The 21,759-nt window shown below is 45.8% G+C and carries 23 protein-coding genes; 7 read left to right on the top strand and 16 right to left on the bottom strand.

The genetic code is table 11. The features are described from left to right. Positions 1–57 precede the first annotated feature (57 nt). The gene (rlmD, locus tag ADU24_RS01315) at positions 58–1,437 is read right to left on the bottom strand and encodes a 23S rRNA (uracil(1939)-C(5))-methyltransferase RlmD (protein WP_053364942.1); all 1,380 of its coding nucleotides are present in this window, start codon (positions 1,435–1,437) and stop codon (positions 58–60) included. A gap of 84 nt (positions 1,438–1,521) precedes the next feature. Then, positions 1,522–2,124, bottom strand: a complete 603-nt coding sequence (locus tag ADU24_RS01310) for a hypothetical protein (RefSeq protein WP_053364941.1) — start codon at positions 2,122–2,124, stop codon at positions 1,522–1,524. Between the two features lie 124 nt (positions 2,125–2,248). Here ADU24_RS01310 and ADU24_RS01305 point away from each other — a divergent pair, with 124 nt between their 5' ends. Continuing rightward, on the top strand, positions 2,249–3,049 hold the full coding sequence (locus ADU24_RS01305; protein WP_053364940.1) for a hypothetical protein: 801 nt from the start codon (positions 2,249–2,251) through the stop codon (positions 3,047–3,049). Between the two features lie 49 nt (positions 3,050–3,098). Here ADU24_RS01305 and ADU24_RS01300 read toward each other — a convergent pair whose 3' ends face one another. The 5 genes from ADU24_RS01300 to ADU24_RS01280 all read right to left on the bottom strand — a co-directional run bounded on the left by ADU24_RS01300 (position 3,099) and on the right by ADU24_RS01280 (position 8,044). Next, entirely contained in the window at positions 3,099–3,647 is a 549-nt protein-coding gene (locus ADU24_RS01300) for a GNAT family N-acetyltransferase (RefSeq protein WP_053364939.1), read from the bottom strand. 783 nt (positions 3,648–4,430) lie between these two features. Next, positions 4,431–5,906 (bottom strand): nicotinate phosphoribosyltransferase, encoded by a 1,476-nt coding sequence (locus ADU24_RS01295; RefSeq protein WP_053364938.1) that lies wholly within the window; start codon positions 5,904–5,906, stop codon positions 4,431–4,433. Between the two features lie 27 nt (positions 5,907–5,933). Continuing rightward, positions 5,934–6,485: a cysteine hydrolase family protein gene (locus ADU24_RS01290; RefSeq protein WP_053364937.1), complete on the bottom strand. Its 552-nt coding sequence runs from the start codon at positions 6,483–6,485 to the stop codon at positions 5,934–5,936. A gap of 184 nt (positions 6,486–6,669) precedes the next feature. After that, positions 6,670–7,611, bottom strand: coding sequence for a diacylglycerol kinase (locus ADU24_RS01285; protein WP_053364936.1), 942 nt, complete (start codon positions 7,609–7,611; stop codon positions 6,670–6,672). Between the two features lie 220 nt (positions 7,612–7,831). Then, on the bottom strand, positions 7,832–8,044 hold the full coding sequence (locus ADU24_RS01280; RefSeq protein WP_053364935.1) for a hypothetical protein: 213 nt from the start codon (positions 8,042–8,044) through the stop codon (positions 7,832–7,834). 618 nt (positions 8,045–8,662) lie between these two features. On the opposite strand from ADU24_RS01280, the gene plsY reads away from it, so the two are divergent. Beyond that, a complete protein-coding gene (plsY, locus tag ADU24_RS01275) occupies positions 8,663–9,283 on the top strand; it encodes a glycerol-3-phosphate 1-O-acyltransferase PlsY (RefSeq protein ID WP_053364934.1) in 621 nt (206 codons plus the stop codon). 70 nt (positions 9,284–9,353) lie between these two features. Here the strand turns inward: plsY and ADU24_RS01270 are convergent, their stop codons facing one another. Further along, the gene (locus ADU24_RS01270) at positions 9,354–9,905 is read right to left on the bottom strand and encodes a thioredoxin family protein (RefSeq protein WP_053368719.1); all 552 of its coding nucleotides are present in this window, start codon (positions 9,903–9,905) and stop codon (positions 9,354–9,356) included. A gap of 234 nt (positions 9,906–10,139) precedes the next feature. Between ADU24_RS01270 and putP the strand changes: the two genes are divergently transcribed. Continuing rightward, positions 10,140–11,633 (top strand): sodium/proline symporter PutP, encoded by a 1,494-nt coding sequence (gene putP, locus ADU24_RS01265; RefSeq protein ID WP_053364933.1) that lies wholly within the window; start codon positions 10,140–10,142, stop codon positions 11,631–11,633. A 242-nt stretch (positions 11,634–11,875) separates the two neighbouring features. Here putP and ADU24_RS01260 read toward each other — a convergent pair whose 3' ends face one another. Genes ADU24_RS01260 through ADU24_RS01225 form a run of 8 tightly spaced genes read right to left on the bottom strand, consistent with a single transcriptional unit; the run spans position 11,876 to position 17,390 of the window. Then, positions 11,876–12,361 (bottom strand): hypothetical protein, encoded by a 486-nt coding sequence (locus ADU24_RS01260; protein WP_053364932.1) that lies wholly within the window; start codon positions 12,359–12,361, stop codon positions 11,876–11,878. A gap of 57 nt (positions 12,362–12,418) precedes the next feature. Further along, complete coding sequence (locus tag ADU24_RS01255) at positions 12,419–13,243, bottom strand: urease accessory protein UreD (protein ID WP_053364931.1); 825 nt, start codon at positions 13,241–13,243, stop codon at positions 12,419–12,421. Between the two features lies 1 nt (position 13,244). Continuing rightward, positions 13,245–13,856: an urease accessory protein UreG gene (gene ureG, locus ADU24_RS01250; RefSeq protein ID WP_053364930.1), complete on the bottom strand. Its 612-nt coding sequence runs from the start codon at positions 13,854–13,856 to the stop codon at positions 13,245–13,247. A 34-nt stretch (positions 13,857–13,890) separates the two neighbouring features. After that, positions 13,891–14,577, bottom strand: coding sequence for an urease accessory protein UreF (locus tag ADU24_RS01245; RefSeq protein ID WP_053364929.1), 687 nt, complete (start codon positions 14,575–14,577; stop codon positions 13,891–13,893). Continuing rightward, complete coding sequence (ureE, locus tag ADU24_RS01240; protein WP_053364928.1) at positions 14,570–15,025, bottom strand: urease accessory protein UreE; 456 nt, start codon at positions 15,023–15,025, stop codon at positions 14,570–14,572. The genes ADU24_RS01245 and ureE overlap by 8 nt, the downstream gene beginning before the upstream one ends. A 10-nt stretch (positions 15,026–15,035) precedes the next feature. Next, entirely contained in the window at positions 15,036–16,751 is a 1,716-nt protein-coding gene (ureC, locus tag ADU24_RS01235; protein WP_053364927.1) for an urease subunit alpha, read from the bottom strand. Then, entirely contained in the window at positions 16,748–17,071 is a 324-nt protein-coding gene (locus tag ADU24_RS01230; protein ID WP_053364926.1) for an urease subunit beta, read from the bottom strand. Before ADU24_RS01230 ends, ureC begins: the two co-directional genes overlap by 4 nt. 16 nt (positions 17,072–17,087) lie before the next feature. Further along, the gene (locus tag ADU24_RS01225; RefSeq protein WP_053364925.1) at positions 17,088–17,390 is read right to left on the bottom strand and encodes an urease subunit gamma; all 303 of its coding nucleotides are present in this window, start codon (positions 17,388–17,390) and stop codon (positions 17,088–17,090) included. Positions 17,391–17,845: 455 nt separating this feature from the next. On the opposite strand from ADU24_RS01225, the gene nikR reads away from it, so the two are divergent. Genes nikR through ADU24_RS01205 form a run of 4 tightly spaced genes read left to right on the top strand, consistent with a single transcriptional unit; the run spans position 17,846 to position 21,736 of the window. Further along, positions 17,846–18,265 carry a nickel-responsive transcriptional regulator NikR gene (gene nikR / locus ADU24_RS01220; RefSeq protein WP_053364924.1) on the top strand — a complete coding sequence of 140 codons (420 nt, stop codon included), beginning with the start codon at positions 17,846–17,848 and terminating at the stop codon, positions 18,263–18,265. A 59-nt stretch (positions 18,266–18,324) separates the two neighbouring features. Next, the gene (locus tag ADU24_RS01215; RefSeq protein WP_053368718.1) at positions 18,325–19,917 is read left to right on the top strand and encodes an ABC transporter substrate-binding protein; all 1,593 of its coding nucleotides are present in this window, start codon (positions 18,325–18,327) and stop codon (positions 19,915–19,917) included. Between the two features lie 2 nt (positions 19,918–19,919). Then, the gene (locus tag ADU24_RS01210) at positions 19,920–20,909 is read left to right on the top strand and encodes an ABC transporter permease (RefSeq protein WP_442853731.1); all 990 of its coding nucleotides are present in this window, start codon (positions 19,920–19,922) and stop codon (positions 20,907–20,909) included. Continuing rightward, on the top strand, positions 20,906–21,736 hold the full coding sequence (locus ADU24_RS01205; RefSeq protein WP_053364922.1) for an ABC transporter permease: 831 nt from the start codon (positions 20,906–20,908) through the stop codon (positions 21,734–21,736). Before ADU24_RS01210 ends, ADU24_RS01205 begins: the two co-directional genes overlap by 4 nt. Positions 21,737–21,759 lie beyond the last annotated feature (23 nt).

Genomic DNA, 21,759 nt, shown 5'->3' with positions numbered 1-21,759 from the left:
CAAATCATTTTACATATCACAAGATAGTTAAAAAGGCAACTCCCCTTTATATGAGGGTTAGTTGCCTTCTTTCAAAATTATTTTCGCGACCGCTTCAACATGTGTCGTCTGCGGAAACATGTCAACAGGCTGAACTTCAACCGTCTTGTATCCCCCATCCTCAAGGATCCTCAGGTCGCGGGCGAGTGTTCCCGGGTTGCAGGAGACATAGACGACTTTCGCCGGCTTCATATCAATAATTGTCTGTAGGAGTGCTTCATCACAGCCTTTACGCGGCGGGTCGACGACAAGGACGTCCGCCCTGTTGCCTTCCTTATACCACTTAGGAATTACTACTTCCGCTTCCCCCGCCTCGAATTCCGAATTCGTAATGCCGTTTAGCTCCGCATTTCGTTTCGCGTCTTCGATTGCCTGTGGCACTACCTCGACGCCGAATACCCTGCCCGCTTTTTGCGCGAGGAACAGCGAGATGGTCCCGATTCCGCAGTAGGCGTCAATGACCGTTTCGCCCCCGGTCAGCCCTGCATATTCCAGCGCCTTCTCATACAGCACTTTTGTCTGGTCGGGATTAACCTGATAAAATGACATGGCCGAAATGGCGAATTTAACGTCGCCAATATAGTCATAGATAAATTCATTTCCCCATATTACCGTTGTTTGGGGCCCCATAATGACATTCGTCCGCATTGAATTGACGTTGTGGACGATTGATTTCACCTTTGGAAGCTTAGCGGTAATTTCTTCAATGATCTTGTTTTTTTGAGGGAGCTCCAGGGTCCTTGTAATCAGGACAACCATCAGTTCTCCGGTTTGCTTGCCATAGCGGGCCATAATATGGCGGAGGACGCCTTTATGGGTCTGCTCATCATAAGGCTCGACGCCAAGCCGGCTGCACGTTTCCTTGACCACATTGATTGCTTCATTGACCTCAGGGATTTGGATCAGACTCTCATCCGTGTCGACAATCTCATGGGTTCTAGGTTTAAAAAAGCCCGCGATCAGCTTTCCGTCCTTTTCACCGACCGGGACCTGAGCCTTGTTCCGGTAATGCCACGGCTCGTCCATGCCTTGTACTGAATGGACAACCACATCTTCAAGCTTGCCTATACGTGTCAGCACTTGCCTTACCTGGTTCTCCTTATATTTCAATTGGCCTTCGTAAGACATATGCTGCAGCTGGCAGCCACCGTATTTATGTTTGTCCCGCGCCGGGATGTCAACCCGGTATGGGCTTTTTTCGGTGATTTCAATCAGTTTTCCAATTGCATAGCTTTTTTGTGTTTTAATGATTTTTATTTTTCCCGATTCTTCAGGCAAGGCGCCAGAGACGAATATCGGAAATCCGTCCACCTTGGCAACCCCCGCACCGTCATGGGTCAAGTCTGCAAATCGTACATCTATATAGTCATTTTTCCGGACTGGAATTGATTTTGTCATTGTTTCGCCCTCGCTCTTTTTAATACAAGGATTTTATCATAATCGGAAAGCGAATGCGAAAAAAGCCGGTTTTTATCGATTGTCCTAGAGGCTGTTTTCAAAGACTTCCGAGGCTAGTTTCAGCATTTTCCTGACCTTAAGGAATAAATAAAGAATAACGACTATTAATCCTATTATGAGAAGAACGCCCGGCCCGCCAATCTGTAGCTGGACAACTTCACCCGCAAAGATGACACTTCCCAATAAAATAATAGCCCCGGCCGCTTGGTAAATCATAAATAATTTATTTGTTTTTGCCGCCCTCTCCGCCAAATCCGAATTGTCTTCCTTACCTGCTTCCTCGCTAATTCCTTTTGAAAGGTTATAGAAGAAGAATACGGACAATAACACTGTGAGCAATGTGGTTATCCCGATAAACAATCTTCCTTCGATCGAATCCGCCGCGTTTATTGCTCCATTCAGGATGGATGAGTTTTTAACAAACAGATCAAGCACCGACATCGCGATTAACAAGAGCGCGGTTTTGCCTAGAACATGAAAATGTTTATTATCAATACGCCCGGCAAGCCGGTCCCCTCCTATGCAAAGAAGGATATAACCGACAATATCCGGGAAGAGATTCACCGGCCCAAAGTTAAAATTAAAGAATATAAAAAAGAATCCAACTATCATCGTCCCAAAGCCCATGCTCATTCCCCCTATCGCGCTACCCATTCGCCATGTATAATATTGGTAATAGTATACTATTAATTGTTGTAAAGGAGGGGCAGAACTGAAAAATAAACTTTCTTTTCTTCGGATTGCAAGTACCGTGACAATATTATTATTCATTTATACAGGAGCCGCCTATCTCGACTACATAACCCAGGCAGTGGTTATCACAGACTTTGAAAAACTTGAAAACCCAGATTCATCAATATCTGACAGTGACTTGCGGGATCTGGAACAGCTTGGCTTTTCCAAAACAGCAATCAGCCATATGGACAATACGGAACGAGCTGCATTCCTAGGGATTGATGGAAAGATTGTCTCTGAGAAAGATATTTACAGAAAGATTGATGCACGTAGAATTGATGTGCTTTCGAAAAAAGAATATGAATCTATGTTAAAATCGTATTCAACTTCTTATATGCCAAAGTTCTCTAGCCTTGAGCGAATCAGCTTGAAACTGCTTCATGAAGGGGACAGGAATTTCACGTTGATTACTGAGCATCACTTCGACTATGTGTCTGGGCCGATAAAACCAATGGGAATTGAAATCCAAATCGCCCCGGAAACTCCAGCGCTTGAGAAATACGCAAAGCAAGTATGGTGGACTGCATCAACCGTAGGCTCTGAAAAAATTAATTGGGGATATGAAAAAATTCATCCTTCAGCACAGCAAAATGAAAACAATGATTTCCCTTTTTTCCAAATGAACTCATCCCCTTATTTATACTATTCGGTTCCATGGATAAAACCTGGTTTTTTTAAGGATGTCGTCGGCCTTCACTTTACGACGGCAACCCGTTTTGAAACCCGTGAGGATTACTACTTTGCAAATGTCTTTATACAGGGACAAAACCCTTATCTGTCAGAACACCTGCAATATGATTTTAAAAACCCCGAATAACTACAGCTTCAGGTGGCACCTGACTGAAGCTTTTTGTTTTAGGCTATATTTACACAAACTTCGCCATCAGGAAAAGATTACGGTAACCAGTGTCCGTCTTGACAGCCTTCCTTTTGATTCCTTCCATTTCAAAGCCAAGCTTTTTATACAGGGCGATGGCCGTCGCATTATCGGAAAAAACTTCAAGGGTGACCTTTTCGATGGATGGGTTGCCCTCAGCCCACTCCAAAAGAGCAACGAGAAGCGCCATGCCGACTCCCTTATTCCGGTATTCCCGTTTCACGCTCATCCCGAATGCGCCTTGATGCCTGTTTCGGATACGGTTTCCGTTATGAAAATCAAGAAATCCAATAATCTTTCCATTCGACTCCGCAACAATCACCAGCTTATTTGGATCCTCCGCCATTCGTGTAAGCCACTCCTGCTGCTGGCTTGCTGTCTGGGTAAACTCTTCGGATGTTGTCATTAAATACGGGGAATCAGCCAGGATTTCCTGTGTATATTCCAGGACTGCTTCCGCATCCTCTGCGGCAGCCTCCCTAAGGATAAGCTGTTTGCCATCGTTCATGTTTATGTGTTTCGGGCTTATTTTTGCCATAGGAAATCCCCCATCTGATTGAATCTTATTTAGTTTTTCAGAGCTTTAAGGATAGCAGAAAATGAGAGTCAGCTTTGCAATTACGCGAAGTAACTGCCATTCCAATCCCCTTCTATCCAGGCACCAGCCAATCTAATCGCCGACACTACATTAATTTGGTTTCATTTTAATGGAAAAGCCATGTTTTTGCGAACCGTTTAATTTATAGAGGATTGGTTTTACGAGGTTTCTATAAAATCAAATGGACAACTTCTGACTCGATAAGTACCAAATCATGAAAAGCTGTCAGAAGCCAGGGCAGCTTCTGACTAGATGGGCACCAAATTCCGAAAAGCTGTCAGAAGTCAGGGCATCTTCTGACTCGAAGGGCACCAAATCCCGAAAAGCTGTCAGAAGCCAGGCCATCTTCTGACTCGATGAGAACCAAATCCCGAAAAGCTGTCAGAAGCCAGGGCTTCTTCTGACTCAATGGGCGCCAAATCCAAAAAAGCTGTCAGAAGTCAGGGCATCTTCCGACTCGATGAGCACCAAATAAAAGCTGTCAGAAGTCAGGGCAACTTCTGACTCAATGGGCACGGAAATCAGAAAAGCAGTCAGAAGTCGGGGGAGCTTCTGACTCGACTAGCACCAAATCCCGAAAAGTTGTCAGAATTCAGGACAGCTTCTGACTCAAGGGGCACTAACTCCCGGAAACCTGTATCCTGGACGCATGTTCATACAAAAAGGCGCCCGGCAAAGCCGGACGCCTTCAAAGATCGTTGCCCAATTCTGGCCCCGACCCCTCTATTCTTTTTCGAACATTGCCGCAACCTTTTCCTTCACTTCTTCAATGTTGCGCATTTTGTTGTTCCAGCACTTCTGGCTCAAGTCAACCGGATATTCCTCCGGATTGGCCGTCCGCTTGTATTCATCCCAGATTTCGGAGAGGTTTGTCTCCAAAAACTCGCGGGATTCCTCCAGGCATGGTACTTCATAGACAAGCTCCCCGCCGACGAAAATATCCTCGTGAAGCTCCCTTGCCGTGAAGTTGGACACATACTTGCTAATGTACGTATGGGTCGGATGGAACATCTTGATTCGCTTTTCCTCCTGGGGATTTTCGGTCTCGAGTGTGATGTAATCCCCTTCCGAAAAGCCTGTCCGATTGTTGATGATCCTGTATACCCTCTTCAGCCCCGGGGTTGTCACCTTTTCCGGATTGGAAGAGATTTTGATCGTATCAATCATCTCGCCGTTTTCATTTTCAATCGAGACAATTTTATAAACCGCCCCCAGCGCCGCCTGTTCAAACGCTGTTATTAGCTTTGTGCCGACGCCCCAGCTGTCGATTTTCGCATCCTGGGCCTTCAGATGAAGGATCGTATACTCGTCCAAATCGCTGGACGCAACAATCTTGGCATCTTTATAACCCGCGTCGTCGAGCATTTTCCGGGCCTCTTTGGACAGGTAGGCAAGGTCGCCGCTGTCGAGCCGGATGCCGACGAAATTGATTTTGTCGCCCATTTCCTTCGCAACCTGGATGGCCGCGGGTACACCGGAACGAAGCGTGTCGTACGTATCGACAAGGAATGTGCAATCCTTATGCGTCTCGGCGTATTTTTTAAAAGCGGTATAATCATCCCGGTAAGCCTGGACCATTGCGTGCGCATGCGTTCCGGCCACGGGGATATTGAACTTTTTGCCGGCGCGGACGTTGCTCGTCGCATTGAACCCTGCAAGGTATGCGGCGCGCGTACCCCAAATCGCCGCATCGAATTCATGGGCGCGCCTTGTCCCAAATTCCATGGCAACTTCATTTTTGCCAAGTACCTGTTTAATCCTCGACGCTTTAGTCGCAATGAGTGTTTGGTAATTCACAATGTTGAGCAGGGCTGTTTCCAGAAGCTGCGCCTCGGCAAGGGTTGTATCGACACGGAGGATCGGCTCGTTTCCAAAAACGAGCTCGCCCTCTTTCATTCCCCTGATTGTCCCGGTAAAACGCAACCCTTTCAAGTATTCAAGGAAATCATCGGCATAGCCTGTTTCATTTCGCAAATAATCAAGATCTTCTTCGGTAAACCGGAAGCCTTTCACATATTCAATAATTCGCTCAAGGCCGGCAAACACGGCATAGCCGTTCCCGAACGGCAGCTTCCGGAAATAAAGCTCGAACACAGCCTTCCGGTTATGGAGGCCATCCCTCCAATACGTTTCGACCATGTTGATTTGGTAGAGATCGGTATGCAACGCATAGCTGTCATCTTTATAGATGTGTTTCATTCTGCTAACCCCTTTATGTTATGTCGGCTATTTAACCTCTGCCCCAAGCGCCCCTTCAAAATGCCCGAGCGCCCACTCATGGCCTGCCTGGTTAAATGACGCGACGCCTTCCTTATGAACAACAATCTTGAAGCCTTTATTATAAGCATCAACGGCCGTATGCAGGATGCAAATATCCGTGCACACCCCGACAAGATGCACTTCGGTAATCCCGCGCTCACGCAATTTTATTTCCAGATCGGTTCCGGCAAAGGCTGAGTACCTTGTTTTATCGAAATAGTATACATTTTCGAGATGCTTATTTGCATCATACACTTTCTGAAGCTCCCCATACAAATCACGCCCGTTCGTACCGCGGATGTTGTGCGGAGGAAATAGCTTCGTCTCCGGATGATACTCGTCGCCCTTGTCATGGACGTCAATCGCAAAAACAGTATAGTCGCCGTTCCTGATGAACTCTTCGGTCAATTCAACTATTTTCTGCTCAATAACCTGTCCCGGTTTCCCGCATGTTAATGCGCCGGCATCGGCAACGAAGTCATATGTATAGTCGATATTGAGCAAAGCCCTTTTACCCATTTTGCCACCCCTTTTCGCAAAATAAGAACCAATCCCATTGTACCATTAAATTTCCTTTTCGCCATTTCCATTTTTCACAGGACTGGCAGCATTCCAAAATAGAATACCACAAGTTTGCGGGAAAATGGTATTGTTCATCCCCGCAAAAGAAAAACGGCCCGCCCCAAAAGGAACGGAACCGCTATCAGCTGTATTTCTTTCCTGGAATCCAATCAGCCGGGATATCTTCCGGGCGCAAGTCTTCAGTCGGCGCGAACACTTCGAAATGCCTGTACAGGTTTTCGAATTCGGCCGGAAGGAGACCCCCGTATTCCCCATCAAGATTCAATTGCACTTTATCGTTGGAATGAACCTTAATCCTATTTGCCTTTGTATAAAGCACGTTTTCATCGTGGATATGCTCACCTCGGACTGCAAGTGTCGCAACCCTGATAAACTCGGCAAGGTTCAGTTTTTTCAAAATGATGAGCGTAAACATGCCATCATTAAGCGATGCATCAGGAGCTAGCTTTTCAAAACCGCCAACTGAATTGGTCAGCCCGACAAGGAAGAACATGGCTTCGCCTTCAAAAAGCTTTCCATCGTATTCAATGCATACATGGCTCGCCCTGATGGAAGGAAGCATCTCTATTCCTTTCAGGTAATAAGCCAGCTGGCCAAGCATAGTCTTCAGCTTGCTCGGTACCTCGTACGTCAGCTCTGTGAGGCGTCCGCCGCCAGCTATGTTTATAAAATATTTATCATTCATTCTTCCGATATCAACCGGAATACGGTTGCCTTTGACAATGATGTCGACAGCCGTATCTATATCTCTTGGGATATGAAGCGCTCGGGCAAAATCATTCGTCGTTCCCATCGGAATTATGCCCAGCTTTGGACGATMCTCCTGATTCGCTAGCCCGTTGACGACTTCGTTAATCGTTCCATCCCCGCCGGCCGCAATCACAATATCATAACGGCGTTCGACCGCAATTCTCGCCGCCCTGATTGCGTCCCCAGCGCCAGTTGTCGCATGGCAGGAGGTTTCATATCCGGCTTTTTCAAGTTTCTCCAGGACTTCGGGCAAGTTGCGCTTGAATATTTCTCTTCCGGAAGTAGGATTATAAATAATTCGCGCTCTTTTCATCTATATCATCCCTATTTCAAAATGCTATTTCCCATTTAAATCCATCCGCCATCTTTCATGATAACCTATCGTTTTCTCTTCCGCAATGGGATTTAAGGGGAATCCGTACCTATCATACAGCCTGGCGCATGCCCATTGCAAAAATAAAGGGCGGGAGCATGGGCCGATAAAGCTAAACCAATAGCAAAAGGATCCCAGCGAAGCCAGAATCCTCTCTAAATCATTGTCCAAATAGCAAAATAATCATAGCCAGCACATTAAGTCGAATCGAAGCCTTCCCCCAGCTATCCTTTTCCTTCAACAGGCTGATTAATCCGTATCCGAATCCGAAAACAGCAGCCGCGCCAGCAAACCAGCCCGCATAAGGCAATGGCTTTGCATAATAGAGCACAACGGAAAGACAGGCTGCCACAATTGAAAGATACTTAAACATGGCTTGCCGCTTTCCTTATTTTTTTAAAAAGGAATTCTAACATTGCTGCTGAAGCCATAGCCAATCCAATTATTACATCCATCCATTTTATGCTTTTCATCCCCTTAACCTCCTCTAATAACCTGCGAGAAAGGACTTCTATCCTTATGACGTGAATTAGCAATTTGCTATCCACCTCTTACCAGCATCCTCTTGGAGCCGATATCTTGTCCTTGATTACCCTTATATATGTAGACGTAACAAACAGGGATTTTTCTACAAAAATTGCAAATAAATTTTCCAGCCTCTAATAAATGAGGTTCTTCACCATAAGAAGTGGTTTATCCTTCCCTCCTGCTGTTCAGTCACCAGGTCTTCGTTTAGTGGCCGAAGGAGGGGCACTCCACTGCCGTTCGGGCACTAAGTCTTTTTTTGGCACAAATGGCGGATAGGGCGCGTTCGCCGATTCGTTAAAACAACTTTTTGAAGTGAGGATTCATAAATAGGTTCATATACAGCTTTCAGGTGAATAAACTAGCAAAAAAGGGTTGCCCCTTTTAAAACTACTTCTTCCACGAAGAACGATATGATACAATATATTCCATATCCATCCAGTAATATGATAAAAGGAATGATGGTATGCTGGCAATCCTGATCGCCTATTTAATAGGGTCATTCCCGACCGCGCTCATTGTGGGCAAGCTTATGTATGGAGTTGATATTCGCGAACACGGCAGCAATAACCCCGGTGCGACAAACACGCTTAGGGTTATGGGAAAAAAGGCCGCCTTGTTTGTGTTAGCTGTTGATGCCGGAAAGGGGGCAATGGCCGCGTCCATCCCCGCTTTTATACCGGTTGGGGGAGACCCTCTCCATCTCGGAATGGTTGCCGTTCTCGGGCACTGCTTTCCTGTTTTCGCCGGGTTTAGGGGCGGAAAGGCGATTGCTACAACGGCCGGAGCACTGCTGGCAACCAGCTTTCCGATGTTTTTGGCGGCATACCTGTCATTCATTCTAATAACCTATTTAACGAAATACGTTTTTTTTGGCTCCATTTCTGTGGGCCTCTCCCTGTTTATCTATTCATTCATCTTCCCTGAAACAGGGAACAGCCTTCTGTTCGGATGTTTTACATTGCTCCTTGTCTATTTGCACCGTTCAAATATCCGCAATCTCATCTTGGGTATCGAGCCGAAGATTAATGATAAAGGCATTAAAAAGGACCGCATTCCTCCCAACGGAACGTTTCCATTTAAATAGGAACAAAAAGGACCCCATTAGGCAACGAAAAAGCAGCTTCAACACCGAAGCTGCTTTTTTAGCATAGTAATTATATTATCGTCTGGATAATACTTTCCGATACGGTTTGCCAGATGCCCTTGTCTGTACGGTACGATTCCATCAGGTCCCTGTAAAAAGCTTTTTGTTTCTCGTCAAAATCAGGCGCGTCCTTTTCAGGCAGCTCTGCACGCCCACGGTCCACAAGGTCCTGGACCTTTGGTGCGCGCGGCCCCCAGACAGCGTATTCCTTTCCTTCGGCGTCGATAAAAATATAAATCGGGATCGCCCTGGATGTCCCATTTGTAAGATACTGGTCTATCAGCTCAAGATTGGAGTCCCTTAGCAAAAAGCGGACTTCCATATCAGCCGCCTCGGCAATTTTTAAAAGGATGGGGTTGTTCAGCATTGCGTCCCCGCACCAATCCTCCGTAAGCCCTATAACGCGGAGCTTCTTTCCCTTTATCCCTTCAAGGCTAGCCTTTTGTGGTTCTGACAGGCCAAACTCCCTGTAGATATCGAGCATACCTTCCTTGTGCGTTTTCATGCCGTCTACATACGTTTCAGCCGGCATTGCTTTTTCAAACCAGCCATTCAAATCCATATTGTTCACCCTTTCTCCCCTTTTTCTTTATCTTACTAATCCTTCCTCCTGATTACAAATACCCGGGTTCTCTCCAGGGAAAAACACTTTCCGGTATCTGTAAATTACTATAGTACCAAAACTTTTCATATTGACTAGGAAATTAGTTATATATTATAAATAAAAAGAGAGAATATTTTATAAATATGAAATATTATTTTAAATATTTTCCATATTTGCAAAGGGGGTAATAGTATGACGAATGGGGTGCTCCAGCTTATATCGATTGGGATATACATGGCCGGTATGCTTTTGATCGGCTGGTATTCCTATCGCAAGACAAGCAACCTGACTGATTACATGCTTGGGGGACGCTCTCTCGGCCCTGCAGTAACGGCTTTGAGTGCCGGGGCGGCCGATATGAGCGGATGGCTGCTAATGGGGCTGCCAGGGGGAATTTATGTTAGCGGACTAGCCGACGCATGGATTGCGATTGGCCTTACAACGGGGGCTTATATCAACTGGCTTTTAGTTGCGCCGCGCCTCCGCGCATACACGGAGGTTTCAAACAACTCCATCACGATACCAAGTTATTTGGAAAACAGGTTTAAGGATAAGACAAAGCTTTTAAGAATCGTTTCAGGCATTGTAATTCTTATTTTCTTCACTTTCTATGTTTCTTCCGGACTTGTTGCCGGTGCTGTCTTCTTTGAAAGCTCATTTGGCACAAGCTACCTGACTGGCCTGTACATCGTTGGCGGGGTTGTTGTCGCCTATACTTTATTCGGCGGTTTCCTCGCGGTTAGTTACACAGACTTTATTCAGGGCTTGATGATGCTGATTGCCTTGCTGCTCGTTCCGGCTATCGGAATTTTTGTGACAGGCGGCCCTTCAGAGACATTTGAAACAGTCAGGGCTGTAAACCCGGCCTTCATGGATCTTCTAAAAGGAACTACATTCATTGGCATCATTTCAGCAGCGGCATGGGGACTGGGTTATTTTGGCCAGCCGCATATCATCGTCCGCTTCATGGCGATTACAGATGTTAAGGAAATCAAAAATGCCCGCCGAATCGGGATGGGCTGGATGATTATCTCCCTTATTGGAACTATTTTCGTCGCACTTGTCGGTATTGCCTACTTCCAACAAAACACAAACGTGAAACTCGACAATCCGGAAGCAGTCTTTATCGTTCTTGGCCAAATCCTGTTCCATCCGATTTTCGCAGGCTTCATGCTGGCAGCCGTTCTTGCAGCAATCATGAGCACGATTTCTTCCCAGCTTATCGTTACATCGAGTGCACTTGTTGAGGACCTGTATAAAGTACTCGTCAAAAAAGATGCATCAGACAAGCATCTCGTCTTCCTGGGCCGCATGTCAGTCTTAATTGTCGCACTTATTGCGGCGGCATTGGCATTTGACCAGGACAACACCATCTTGAACCTGGTTGCCTATGCGTGGGCTGGATTCGGCGCTTCCTTCGGGCCAATTATCATCATGAGCCTTTTCTGGCGTAAAATGACCAATTGGGGCGCAATCGCCGGGATGATTGTTGGAGCCGTTACAGTCATTGTATGGTCCAACTATGACCTTGGCAAAGTTTTGTTCGGCGAGTCGCTGTATGAAATCGTTCCAGGCTTCCTTCTGAATCTGGTCGTGGCTTATGTAGTCAGCCTCATGACGTACAAGAAGAATGACGAAATCGAAACCGAATTTGATCAAAGCATGCACCTATTGAAAAGCGAATAAGCGGAAGGCCGGGACCCATTGGGAGCCCGGCCTTTTTCGGCATTGTGGTAAAAACAACTCGGATGTTGTTGGGTCGGCGGTTTTGCAATCCGGCGAATAAAAATTATTGGTTGCTTCCGGAAAAAATTGCTGCCCGATATACATACATAAAAAGCAAGCCAGGACTGCATGATGGATTGAAAATTCACTTGGACATAAAAAAGGAAGGCTATTGCGAAGCCTTCCTTTTTGTCTTATAACGATCAGTCTTTCTGTTCTGGTTGGCCCTCTTGTTTGGCCGCTTCCTTATGGATTTCCGATTCAATTGCCTGAACCTGTTCCTCTTCAAGCTTTTGATGGGGCTGAGGATGGAACCAACGAATTTCGCCATCTGCCACGAAAGCCCTGTATTCCTCACCGTCGACCATCAGGGTGAAGAGTGGGCGTTCATGCATTCTGTCTTCGAATGCTGCCTTGATTTCAAGATCTTCGATTCCGCTGTAATCGGATATTCCTTCTTTTCTCATCAATAAATGAATTTCGGCTTCAACAGCTTCCAATTGTTTTTCATCCAGCACTTGCTGCGGGTGCGGGTGGAGCCATTGAATTTCATTTTCATGGTAGAATCCTTTATATTCATTATCATTGATAGTAAAGGTAAAAGTGGCTCTTTCGTGTATACGATCCTCAAAAGCGGTATCCACTTCAAAATCTTTAATTTCAGGCGTTTCTTTTCTGTCTTCAGGCATGAGTGCGCCTCCTCCAATACTTGTTGGTTTCCCCGAGGTACTGTCGTAAGGTAATCTTTAATATTTCCTTAAAGGACTAGGCGTGGTATTATTCCACTTTTCACTGATTATTCTGTGGCAATTGTTGAATATACGTTCAATAAGCTGCGTCGAATTAGCCAGGATTCTGATGCTTAAACCCGGGATTGCCAACCTAGAAATGCCAAATTTAAAGTTTTGCTCCTCTGAATGGATGATTTCACATAACTCATCGAGAAGCTCATTGGTCGTATCTTCGCTGACAGCAATCATGGACCCAAGGTGGGTAAAGCCTTCCATGAACCCCAAGCCTGTCATCGGGCTTTTTCCTGGAACAAGCTTGATATGATCGTAAACCCCAAGTTTTCCGTCCAGATAAATTTCATTTTTTAATTGAATCGTGTCATAGCTGAATTTTTCTCCACTTGGCGACCAGCCAGGAGTGAGAATATCCGTATATAAGAACGTCGAACCCGATTCCAGATAAACCACATTTTTTTGCTTATAATGGGCGTTTTCATAGGCAATCAGCGGATCCGGAAGATATTCCAGGTAACTTCCCTTTTTAAGGGAGATTTCAGTTTCCTGATACACATGGTCGGTCGGCGTCTTATACACTTTCGTCGCGGATTGCGTTGTTAAAGTCACTTTTGAATTTTCAGCGGCGGAAATTTTCATTCTATACCGATCGCCGTCCAAATACCCGCCCCCCGGGTTTAATAGATAATAACAAACCTGTCCGGAATTGTCATGGTAAATCGGTCGCATGACTTTAAACGCACCCTGGAAATAGACATTTCTGGCAACCGTTTTCCCATTTCGGTTTTCCAAGTCAAGAGATAAATCGCCTGTCCATTCCGTCATATTATTCCAATCCTTTTAATAACGCATGCTTCTTAATCCAGTCAATAACTTCGGCAAGGCCTTCTTCATCCTTTAAGTTTGTGAAGATAAACGGTTTATCTCCACGGAACACCTTCGTGTCCTTTTCCATGATTTCAAGGCTTGCGCCGACAAAAGGAGCAAGGTCCGTCTTGTTGATGATGAACAAGTCGGATTTAATCATTCCCTGGCCGCCCTTACGGGGAATCTTTTCGCCTTGGGCAACGTCGATGATATAAATGGAGAAGTCCACGAGTTCCGGACTGAAGGTCGCCGCAAGATTGTCGCCGCCGCTCTCAACAAAAATGAGCTCTACGTCCGGATGGCGTTCAATCAGCTCATCAATGGCCGCGAAGTTCATTGATGCATCTTCACGAATGGCCGTATGTGGACAGCCGCCCGTTTCAACCCCGATAATCCGGTCTTCAGGCAAAACCCCATTTTGCATTAGGAATTTCGCATCCTCTTTTGTGTAAATGTCATTTGTGACTACAGCCATATTAATTTCATCTTTTAAATGGCGGGTCAATTTTTCCACTAGCATTGTCTTTCCCGCGCCAACAGGGCCACCGACCCCGATTTTAATTGGTTCCATAAAAACACTTCCTTTAATAAAGCTTTCTTGATTTTTAAGACATGAAAATACGGATATTGACTCGTTCATGTTTCATTTGTGATAATTCCAGACCCGGTGACACAATTCCAAAATCATCTTCGGTCAGCGATAGGATGTTTTCAACGGCCTCTGTCAGGTCGTCCATAAATTGATGGATAATCATCTGCCCTGCCGTTTGGCCGAGTGGAATGGCACGGACCCCATTTTGCACAAGGCTGGAAATCGAAGAATACAAATAGTAGAGTACTGCATTTGTTTTTGATACTCCGAGGCCATGGGCGACCATCGTGAATACAATGGAAGGGTGGCCGAATGCATTTTTCCTTTTCAGCTCATCTTTGTATTTCGCCAAAGTTGGAAATCCGAATAATGTTTCGGCCAGTTTAAGCATCCGGCTGCCAATCATTTGTGTGCCTTCCCTCGTTTCCCTCGGTAAGTTTTGTACATTTAACAGTCGGTCCAGTTCCCAGATGCGCTCAAAATCCTCATTCAATAAAGCCTCATAGACGAGCCTGCAGGCAAGCCCATCCGTATAAATGAGTTGCTCATGCAAATACACCTGCAGCCACCTGTAGAATGTCTCCTGGTCCGTCACCAGGTTGTCCTGGATATAACTTTCCAGGCCAAATGAATGGCTGAAGGCGCCTGTAGGAAAATTCGAGTCACAGAGCTGGAACAGGGATAGGATGTTTTTATCCATGGCTGTGCCCTATATGGCGGAATGCCTGCTTTACTTTCCGTTCTTCCCGTTTAAAAGGAATTCCAAGTTCCTGGAGCAGTTCCTCTACTAAATAATCATATTGAACAAGCATATCTTCATGTTCAAACTGGGCCGGCAAATGTCGGTTCCCCAGTTGGTGTGCAATTGTTCCCATCTCTTTCATGTTTCTCGGGCTGATAACGAGCAAATCATCCGATAGGACGTCGATGACAATCATATTTTTTTCGTCCATATACAGGACATCGCCGGCTAAAAGGTCTCGCGGCTCTTTCAGCCGGATTCCAAGTTCATTTCCGTGATCTGTTTTTACCCTTTGGATCCTTTTTACGAGATTGGCGCTCTCCAGGTACACTTTCTCCTTATGGCGCTTTCTGACTTCCTCTTGATCCATGTTTTCTATATTCCCGACAATCTTTTCAATAATCAATGCTTTCACCTCAGAATAGGAAATAACGCTGTCCCATTGGAACAGTATCAACAGGGTCACACGTCAATAGCTCCCCGTTGACACGAACCTCATACGTTTGTGGATCGACCGTAATTTCAGGCGTTTCGGAATTCAGCTTCATATCTTTCTTGGATAGCTTCCGGATTCCTCCTACCGGGTGAACCAGTTTTTCAAGGCCAAGCTTTTCATGGACTCCATCATCGTAAGCCGCTTGGGAAATGAACGTTACGGAACTCTTTGACAACGCTTTTCCGAACTGTGCGTACATCGGGCGGTAAATGTAAGGCTGTGGCGTTGGGATTGAAGCGTTCGCGTCTCCCATTAATGCTTTTACAGCCATGCCATTTTTCAAAATCATTTCGGGTTTTACTCCGAAAAATTTCGGGGCCCAAAGGACAAGGTCGGCCATTTTCCCGACTTCGATCGAGCCTACATGCTTGGAAATTCCATGTGTAATTGCAGGATTGATCGTATATTTTGCGATATAGCGCTTTGCACGGTTGTTATCCGCGTATTGGACGTCTCCTTCTAGAAGGCCTCTTTGTTTTTTCATTTTGTCGGCAACTTGCCAAGTGCGCAAGACTACCTCTCCGACACGTCCCATTGCCTGTGAATCTGAGCTGACCATGCTGAATACACCCATATCCTGAAGGATGTCTTCGGCCGCAATGGTTTCACGCCTGATCCTGGAGTCCGCAAAGGCGATATCTTCCGGAACAGAAGGATTTAAGTTATGGCAAACCATAACCATGTCCAGGTGTTCATCGATTGTATTTACTGTATAAGGTAAGGTAGGGTTTGTTGATGAAGGAAGTATGTTTAAATACCCCGCTGATTTGATAAGGTCAGGAGCATGTCCGCCGCCTGCGCCTTCCGTATGGTACATGTGAAGGACCCTGTCTTTTACCGCAGCCATTGTGTTCTCCATAAAGCCGTTTTCGTTCAATGTATCTGCGTGGAGGGCGACCTGGATATCATATTGATCAGCGGCGCGCAGTGCGTGATCGAGGGCTGAAGCGGTAGCTCCCCAGTCTTCGTGCACTTTGAGGCCGATTACACCTGCTCTGATTTGCTCGGCTAAAGGTTCCATTGCCGCGGAGCTTCCTTTTCCAGTGAAGCCGACGTTGATTGGAAGGCCTTCCGCAGCCATTAACATGCGGTGAATATTCCATTCACCCGGAGTGACCGTCGTTGCCCTTGATCCGGTCGCGGGCCCGGTTCCTCCTCCGATTAACGTAGTTGTTCCTGCTGCAAGAGCCAATTGGATCTGATCAGGATTCATAAAGTGAACATGCGTATCAATGGCTCCGGCGGTAACAATAAAGCCTTCACCGGAAATAACCTCTGTAGCGGCGCCAATGATAATATCGACCCCATCTGTTATAAGCGGGTTGCCTGCTTTTCCTATTCCGTCAATCTTTCCGTCACGGATGCCGATATCCGCTTTATAGATTCCGGTCCAATCAAGAATAACCGCATTCGTGATGACCGTATCTACTACGCCATCTTTTTCCCGGGTAGCAAGCGGATGCTGTCCCATACCGTCGCGAATGACTTTACCGCCGCCAAAAACGACTTCCTCTCCATACTTTGTGAAGTCCTTTTCAATACGAATAAATAAATCCGTATCAGCAAGACGGATTGAATCGCCCGTTGTTGGACCGAACATTTCAGCGTATTGCTTTCTGGACATGTTAAAACTCATGATTGATCCCTACTTTCCAATGAGCCATCTACTTTATTGTTAAACCCGTATACACGGCGTTCTCCACCAAAATCAATAAGCTGGATTTCTTTTTTATCACCGGGTTCAAAGCGGACAGCGGCGCCAGCCGGAATGTTCAGCCGTTTTCCGTACGCTTCCTCACGATTGAATTCAAGCGCTTCGTTCACCTCATAGAAATGGTAGTGAGAACCGATTTGGACGGGGCGGTCACCGGTGTTTGTAACGGTAATGGTGTAAATCTCGCTGCCTTGATTACAAATAATGTCTTCGTCTTTTAGAATGTATTCGCCTGGCAACATTCGCGTTCCCTCCTATTTATCGAATCGGACTGTGGACAGTTACTAATTTGGTCCCGTCCGGGAAAGTGGCTTCCACCTGAATATCATCAATCATTTCAGGAATCCCTTCCATTACATCTTCCCTGGAAAGAATAGTCGCCCCATACTCCATCAGCTCGGCTACAGATTTACCGTCCCTCGCACCTTCTAACACTTCATACGTGATAAGGGCAACAGCTTCCGGATAATTTAACTTTAATCCTCTTTCCTTCCGGCGTTTCGCAAGATCTGCGGCAACGACAATCATAAGCTTATCAATTTCCCTCGGCAATAAATGCATACTTAAACCTCCTTTAAACTCATTTAAAAACCCCCTTTTCAGAAAAAGGGGAATTTTTACAGTAAGCGCTAAAAACCATTATTTATACTGCCCCAATAGGCACAGGTATAACCGCTACAATAGAAATTCTAGCATAGAAATTTTTCAAGGTGAAACATAATGCAACTTGTTGCACACAGGGTTCTTCCCTCGGTTCAGAAAAATAAACTATGTAAAAGTGCCTATATTACGCTTTAGTACTACCTTTATTTAATTTTGTAACACGACAGTGGGGAATCCATTCATTATAGAAAAATCATAGCATTTATCTTATTTAGTTTGCATAAAGGTTGAATAATTGAAGTAAGGATTATACTATATAAATGTCCTTTTTCAGTGACAACTGCGATTGTTTGTGTTACGAATGTTTCAAAAAGTGTCACCGAACTCACGGAAAAAGAATTTGGGAGGAAACGATGGAAGATTCAACATTAAAACGATTTGGGATATCAATGGAGGGGCATTTAGTCCGAAAGTTTGACCATTTGGTTAAGCAAAGAGGGTATGAAAATCGCTCCGAAGCGATTCGTGATCTTGTCCGCGATGCTCTGTTCCAACATTCATGGGAAAAAGATGATCAAATTGTTGCAGGGAGCATCCTGCTATTCTATGACCACCACAAACGAAATTTATTGGAAGAACTGACTAAAGTCCAGCATGAGATGCACGACCTCATTATGTCTACCACTCACTTCCACCTCAACCATACAAATTGCCTCGAGCTCATTATCGTAAAAGGGAAAGCGAAGGAAATTCAACTGCTGAGCAATAAGCTAACCAGTTTAAGAGGCGTCCAGTATGGAAAATTCACAGCGGCGCCGATAGAAAATATTTAATTCATTTTAAAAATCGCTACATAAATGGGGGAGTTTTTTTGAGAAAGAAACGATCGAAAATGATTATATTGGCCACGGTCATTTTTTCCTTTGTTCTCGCAGGCTGTACCCAATCCAAGCCGAGTGGGGCAAATGCAAAAACCAACGAAGGGAAAAGAGATGAGCTTGTGCTGGCCTTCGGATCGGAACCTGAAACAGGATTTGATCCGACGACGGGATGGGGGCGCTACGGCTCACCACTCTTCCAGAGCACACTGCTAAAAAGGGATGACAAGCTTAACATTGTCCATGATCTGGCAACCGGGTATGAAGTAAATGAAGATGGCAATGTTTGGACGGTAACCTTGCGTAAGGATGTGAAATTCTCGGATGGCAAGCCTTTAACCGCCGAGGATGTCGTATTTACCTTTGAAACAGCCGCAAATAGCGGATCAGTCGTCGATTTGAGTATATTGGACAGAGTTGAGGCGGCAGACGAATATACAGTGAAGTTCACACTAAAAGAACCACAATCGACTTTTGTCAATACGTTAATCGGGACTGGAATTGTCCCAAAACATGCCTATGGCCCGGATTATGCCGAGAATCCCGTAGGTTCCGGGCCATTCCAGCTCGTTCAGTGGGACAAGGGACAGCAGCTCATTATAAAGGCCAATCCAGAGTATTATGGCAAGCAGCCTTATTTTAAAAAAATCACCTTTCTCTTTTTAAGCGAGGATGCATCTTTCGCCGCTGCCCAGGCAGGCGTTGTTGACCTGGCCTCTATACCGCCCGCTTTCAGCAAACAGAAAGTTCCCGGCATGCGGCTGGAGTCCATTGAAACAGTCGATAATCGCGGAATTGCCTTCCCTGTAGTAAAATCCGGGGAATTCACGGAAAAAGGGAGCCCAATTGGCAATGATGTGACAGCCGACCCGGCAATCCGCCATGCCATCAATATGGCTGTTGACCGGCAGGCGCTTGTCGATGGGGTGCTGGAAGGACAAGGCACACCAGCCTATACGTCAGTGGATGGGCTTCCATGGTGGAACCGGGATACGGTCATTGAAGACGGTGATATGGAAGGGGCCAGGAAACTTTTAAAAAAGGCCGGGTGGAAGGATAACGACGGAGACGGCATACTCGAAAAAGAATCTCTGAAAGCAGAGTTCACCCTTTATTACCCGGCTAATGACGCGATTCGGCAATCGCTGGCCATCTCTGTCGCGGATATGATGAAACCTCTTGGCATCAATATAAAATTGGAAGGCGGAAGCTGGGATGTAATTGAAAAGAATATGCATTCCAATGCCGTTCTTCTTGGTTGGGGAAGCCACGATCCTCACGAAATGGTGAATATTTATAGTGGGAAAAATGCCGGAGTAGAGTTCTATAACACTGGTTTTTATCAAAATAAAACGGTAGATTCGTACTTTGAAAAGGCTCTTCATGCTTTAAACGAAAAAGAAGCAATTGAATTCTGGAAAAAAGCCCAATGGGATGGAACAACCGGCCTGAGTGCGAAAGGCGATGCTCCGTGGGCATGGCTGGTGAATATTAACCACCTGTACTTGGTGAAAGATGGATTGGATATCGGAGAACAAAGAATCCACGTCCATGGGCATGGCTGGCCAGCGACGGATAACATTGCTGAATGGAAGTGGATGAAGTAACAGTGGGTAAACATATAGGAAAATTCCTCATTCTGAAAGGAGTAAGGATGGCGACATTGCTTTTCGCCATTTGTCTCATTTCCTTTCTTTTAATAAAAAATTCTCCAATTGACCCAATTCAGGCATATATTGGCGCCGATATGTTAAAGGTCGGCCCCGAGCAGCGGGAGATCATAGCAAGCTATTGGGGCCTTGACCAGCCTTTAATGGTGCAATTCTTTCATTGGGCATCATCCCTGATGAAGGGAGATTTGGGTACATCCATGATGTTTCGCCGCCCTGTTGCCGACATCATTGGTGAGAGGTTCCTTAATTCACTGGCCCTTATGCTTGCTGCCTGGGTTTTATCGGGAATCATCGGATTTTTCATGGGCGTTATCGCAGCGATGAAAAAGGGCACATGGGTCGATCGGTTAATTAAATGGTACTGTTTTACACTGGCCTCAACTCCAACTTTTTGGATGGGGCTTCTCTTTCTTATCGTTTTTGCCGTATGGCTAAAATGGTTCCCGATTGGAATGGGCGTTCCGGCAGGGGTTCTTGCCGAAGATGTTACATTAGCCGATAAGATCAGGCACCTCATCCTTCCAGCGCTTACCCTGAGTGTGATTGGCGTTGCGAATATTGCGATGCATACGAGGCAGAAGCTGATTGATGTTCTTGCAAGTGATTATATTTTATTCGCAAGGGCCAGGGGTGAACATGGCTTCACCCTCTTTTGGCGACATGGATTACGGAATGTGGCCTTGCCGGCAATCACCTTGCAATTCGCCGCTTTTAGCGAATTGTTCGGCGGAGCTGTGCTGGCCGAGCAAGTCTTTTCATATCCAGGATTGGGACAGGCTACGGTAGAGGCTGGCCTGAGAGGCGATGTTCCTCTTTTATTGGGATTGGTTATATTCAGCACGCTGTTTGTTTTTGCCGGAAATTTACTCGCGGATTTCATTTATCTTGTTTTGGATCCACGAATGAGAGAGGGGCGTTCCATATGATTCTCTCTCTGAATAGAAGAAAGAAGACACTCGTTTCGATTGTTGTTGCGTTTGCTTATTTGGCCGCGGTGATTCTTGGAAGCTTTTTATTGGATGAAGGAAAAATTGCCACGAACCTTTTAAATCGGAATTCGCCCCCATCCCCTGCCCATTGGTTTGGCACGGACTGGTTGGGAAGAGATATGTTTACAAGAACCATTATGGGGCTCTCCTTAAGCATTTGGGTTGGCTTGATTGGAGCGATTGGCAGTGCTTCCATTGCTGTATTCCTTGGAATGGCTGCAGCAACAATGGGAAAAACCGCGGATACAATCATCTCATGGCTCATTGACCTTTTCCTGAGCGTCCCCCACCTTGTAACCCTTATTTTGATTGCATTCACATTGGGTGGCGGGTTTAAAGGGATAGTGATTGGACTTGCCGTAACCCATTGGCCAAGCTTGGCCCGTGTTATCCGGGCGGAGGTGATGCAGGTCCGCTCCGCGGAATTTGTGCAAGTGTCCCGCAACATGGGGAAATCGAATTGGTGGATTGCCCTCCATCACATTTTGCCGCATGTCTTTCCGCAAGCTTTAATAGGCTTTATGCTCATGTTCCCCCATGTAATTTTGCATGAAGCGGCCGTTACATTTTTAGGCTTGGGGATGTCTCCACACGAACCGGCCATTGGCATTATTTTATCGGAATCGATGAAATATTTATCTTCAGGAATGTGGTGGCTCGCCTTCTTCCCAGGGCTTTGCCTGCTGCTGGTCGTGAGGACCTTTGATTCCATTGGAGAAAATCTAAGAATGCTTATTGATCCGGCAAGGGCGCATGATGAATAATCGGCCTGCGCCGAGTCCGATTG

This window comes from Bacillus sp. FJAT-27245 (assembly GCF_001273955.1).
GTDB lineage: Bacteria > Bacillota > Bacilli > Bacillales > Cytobacillaceae > Bacillus_D.
The sequence above is the reverse complement of the archived record's forward strand: the minus strand, read 5'-3'. Positions and strand labels throughout refer to the sequence as shown.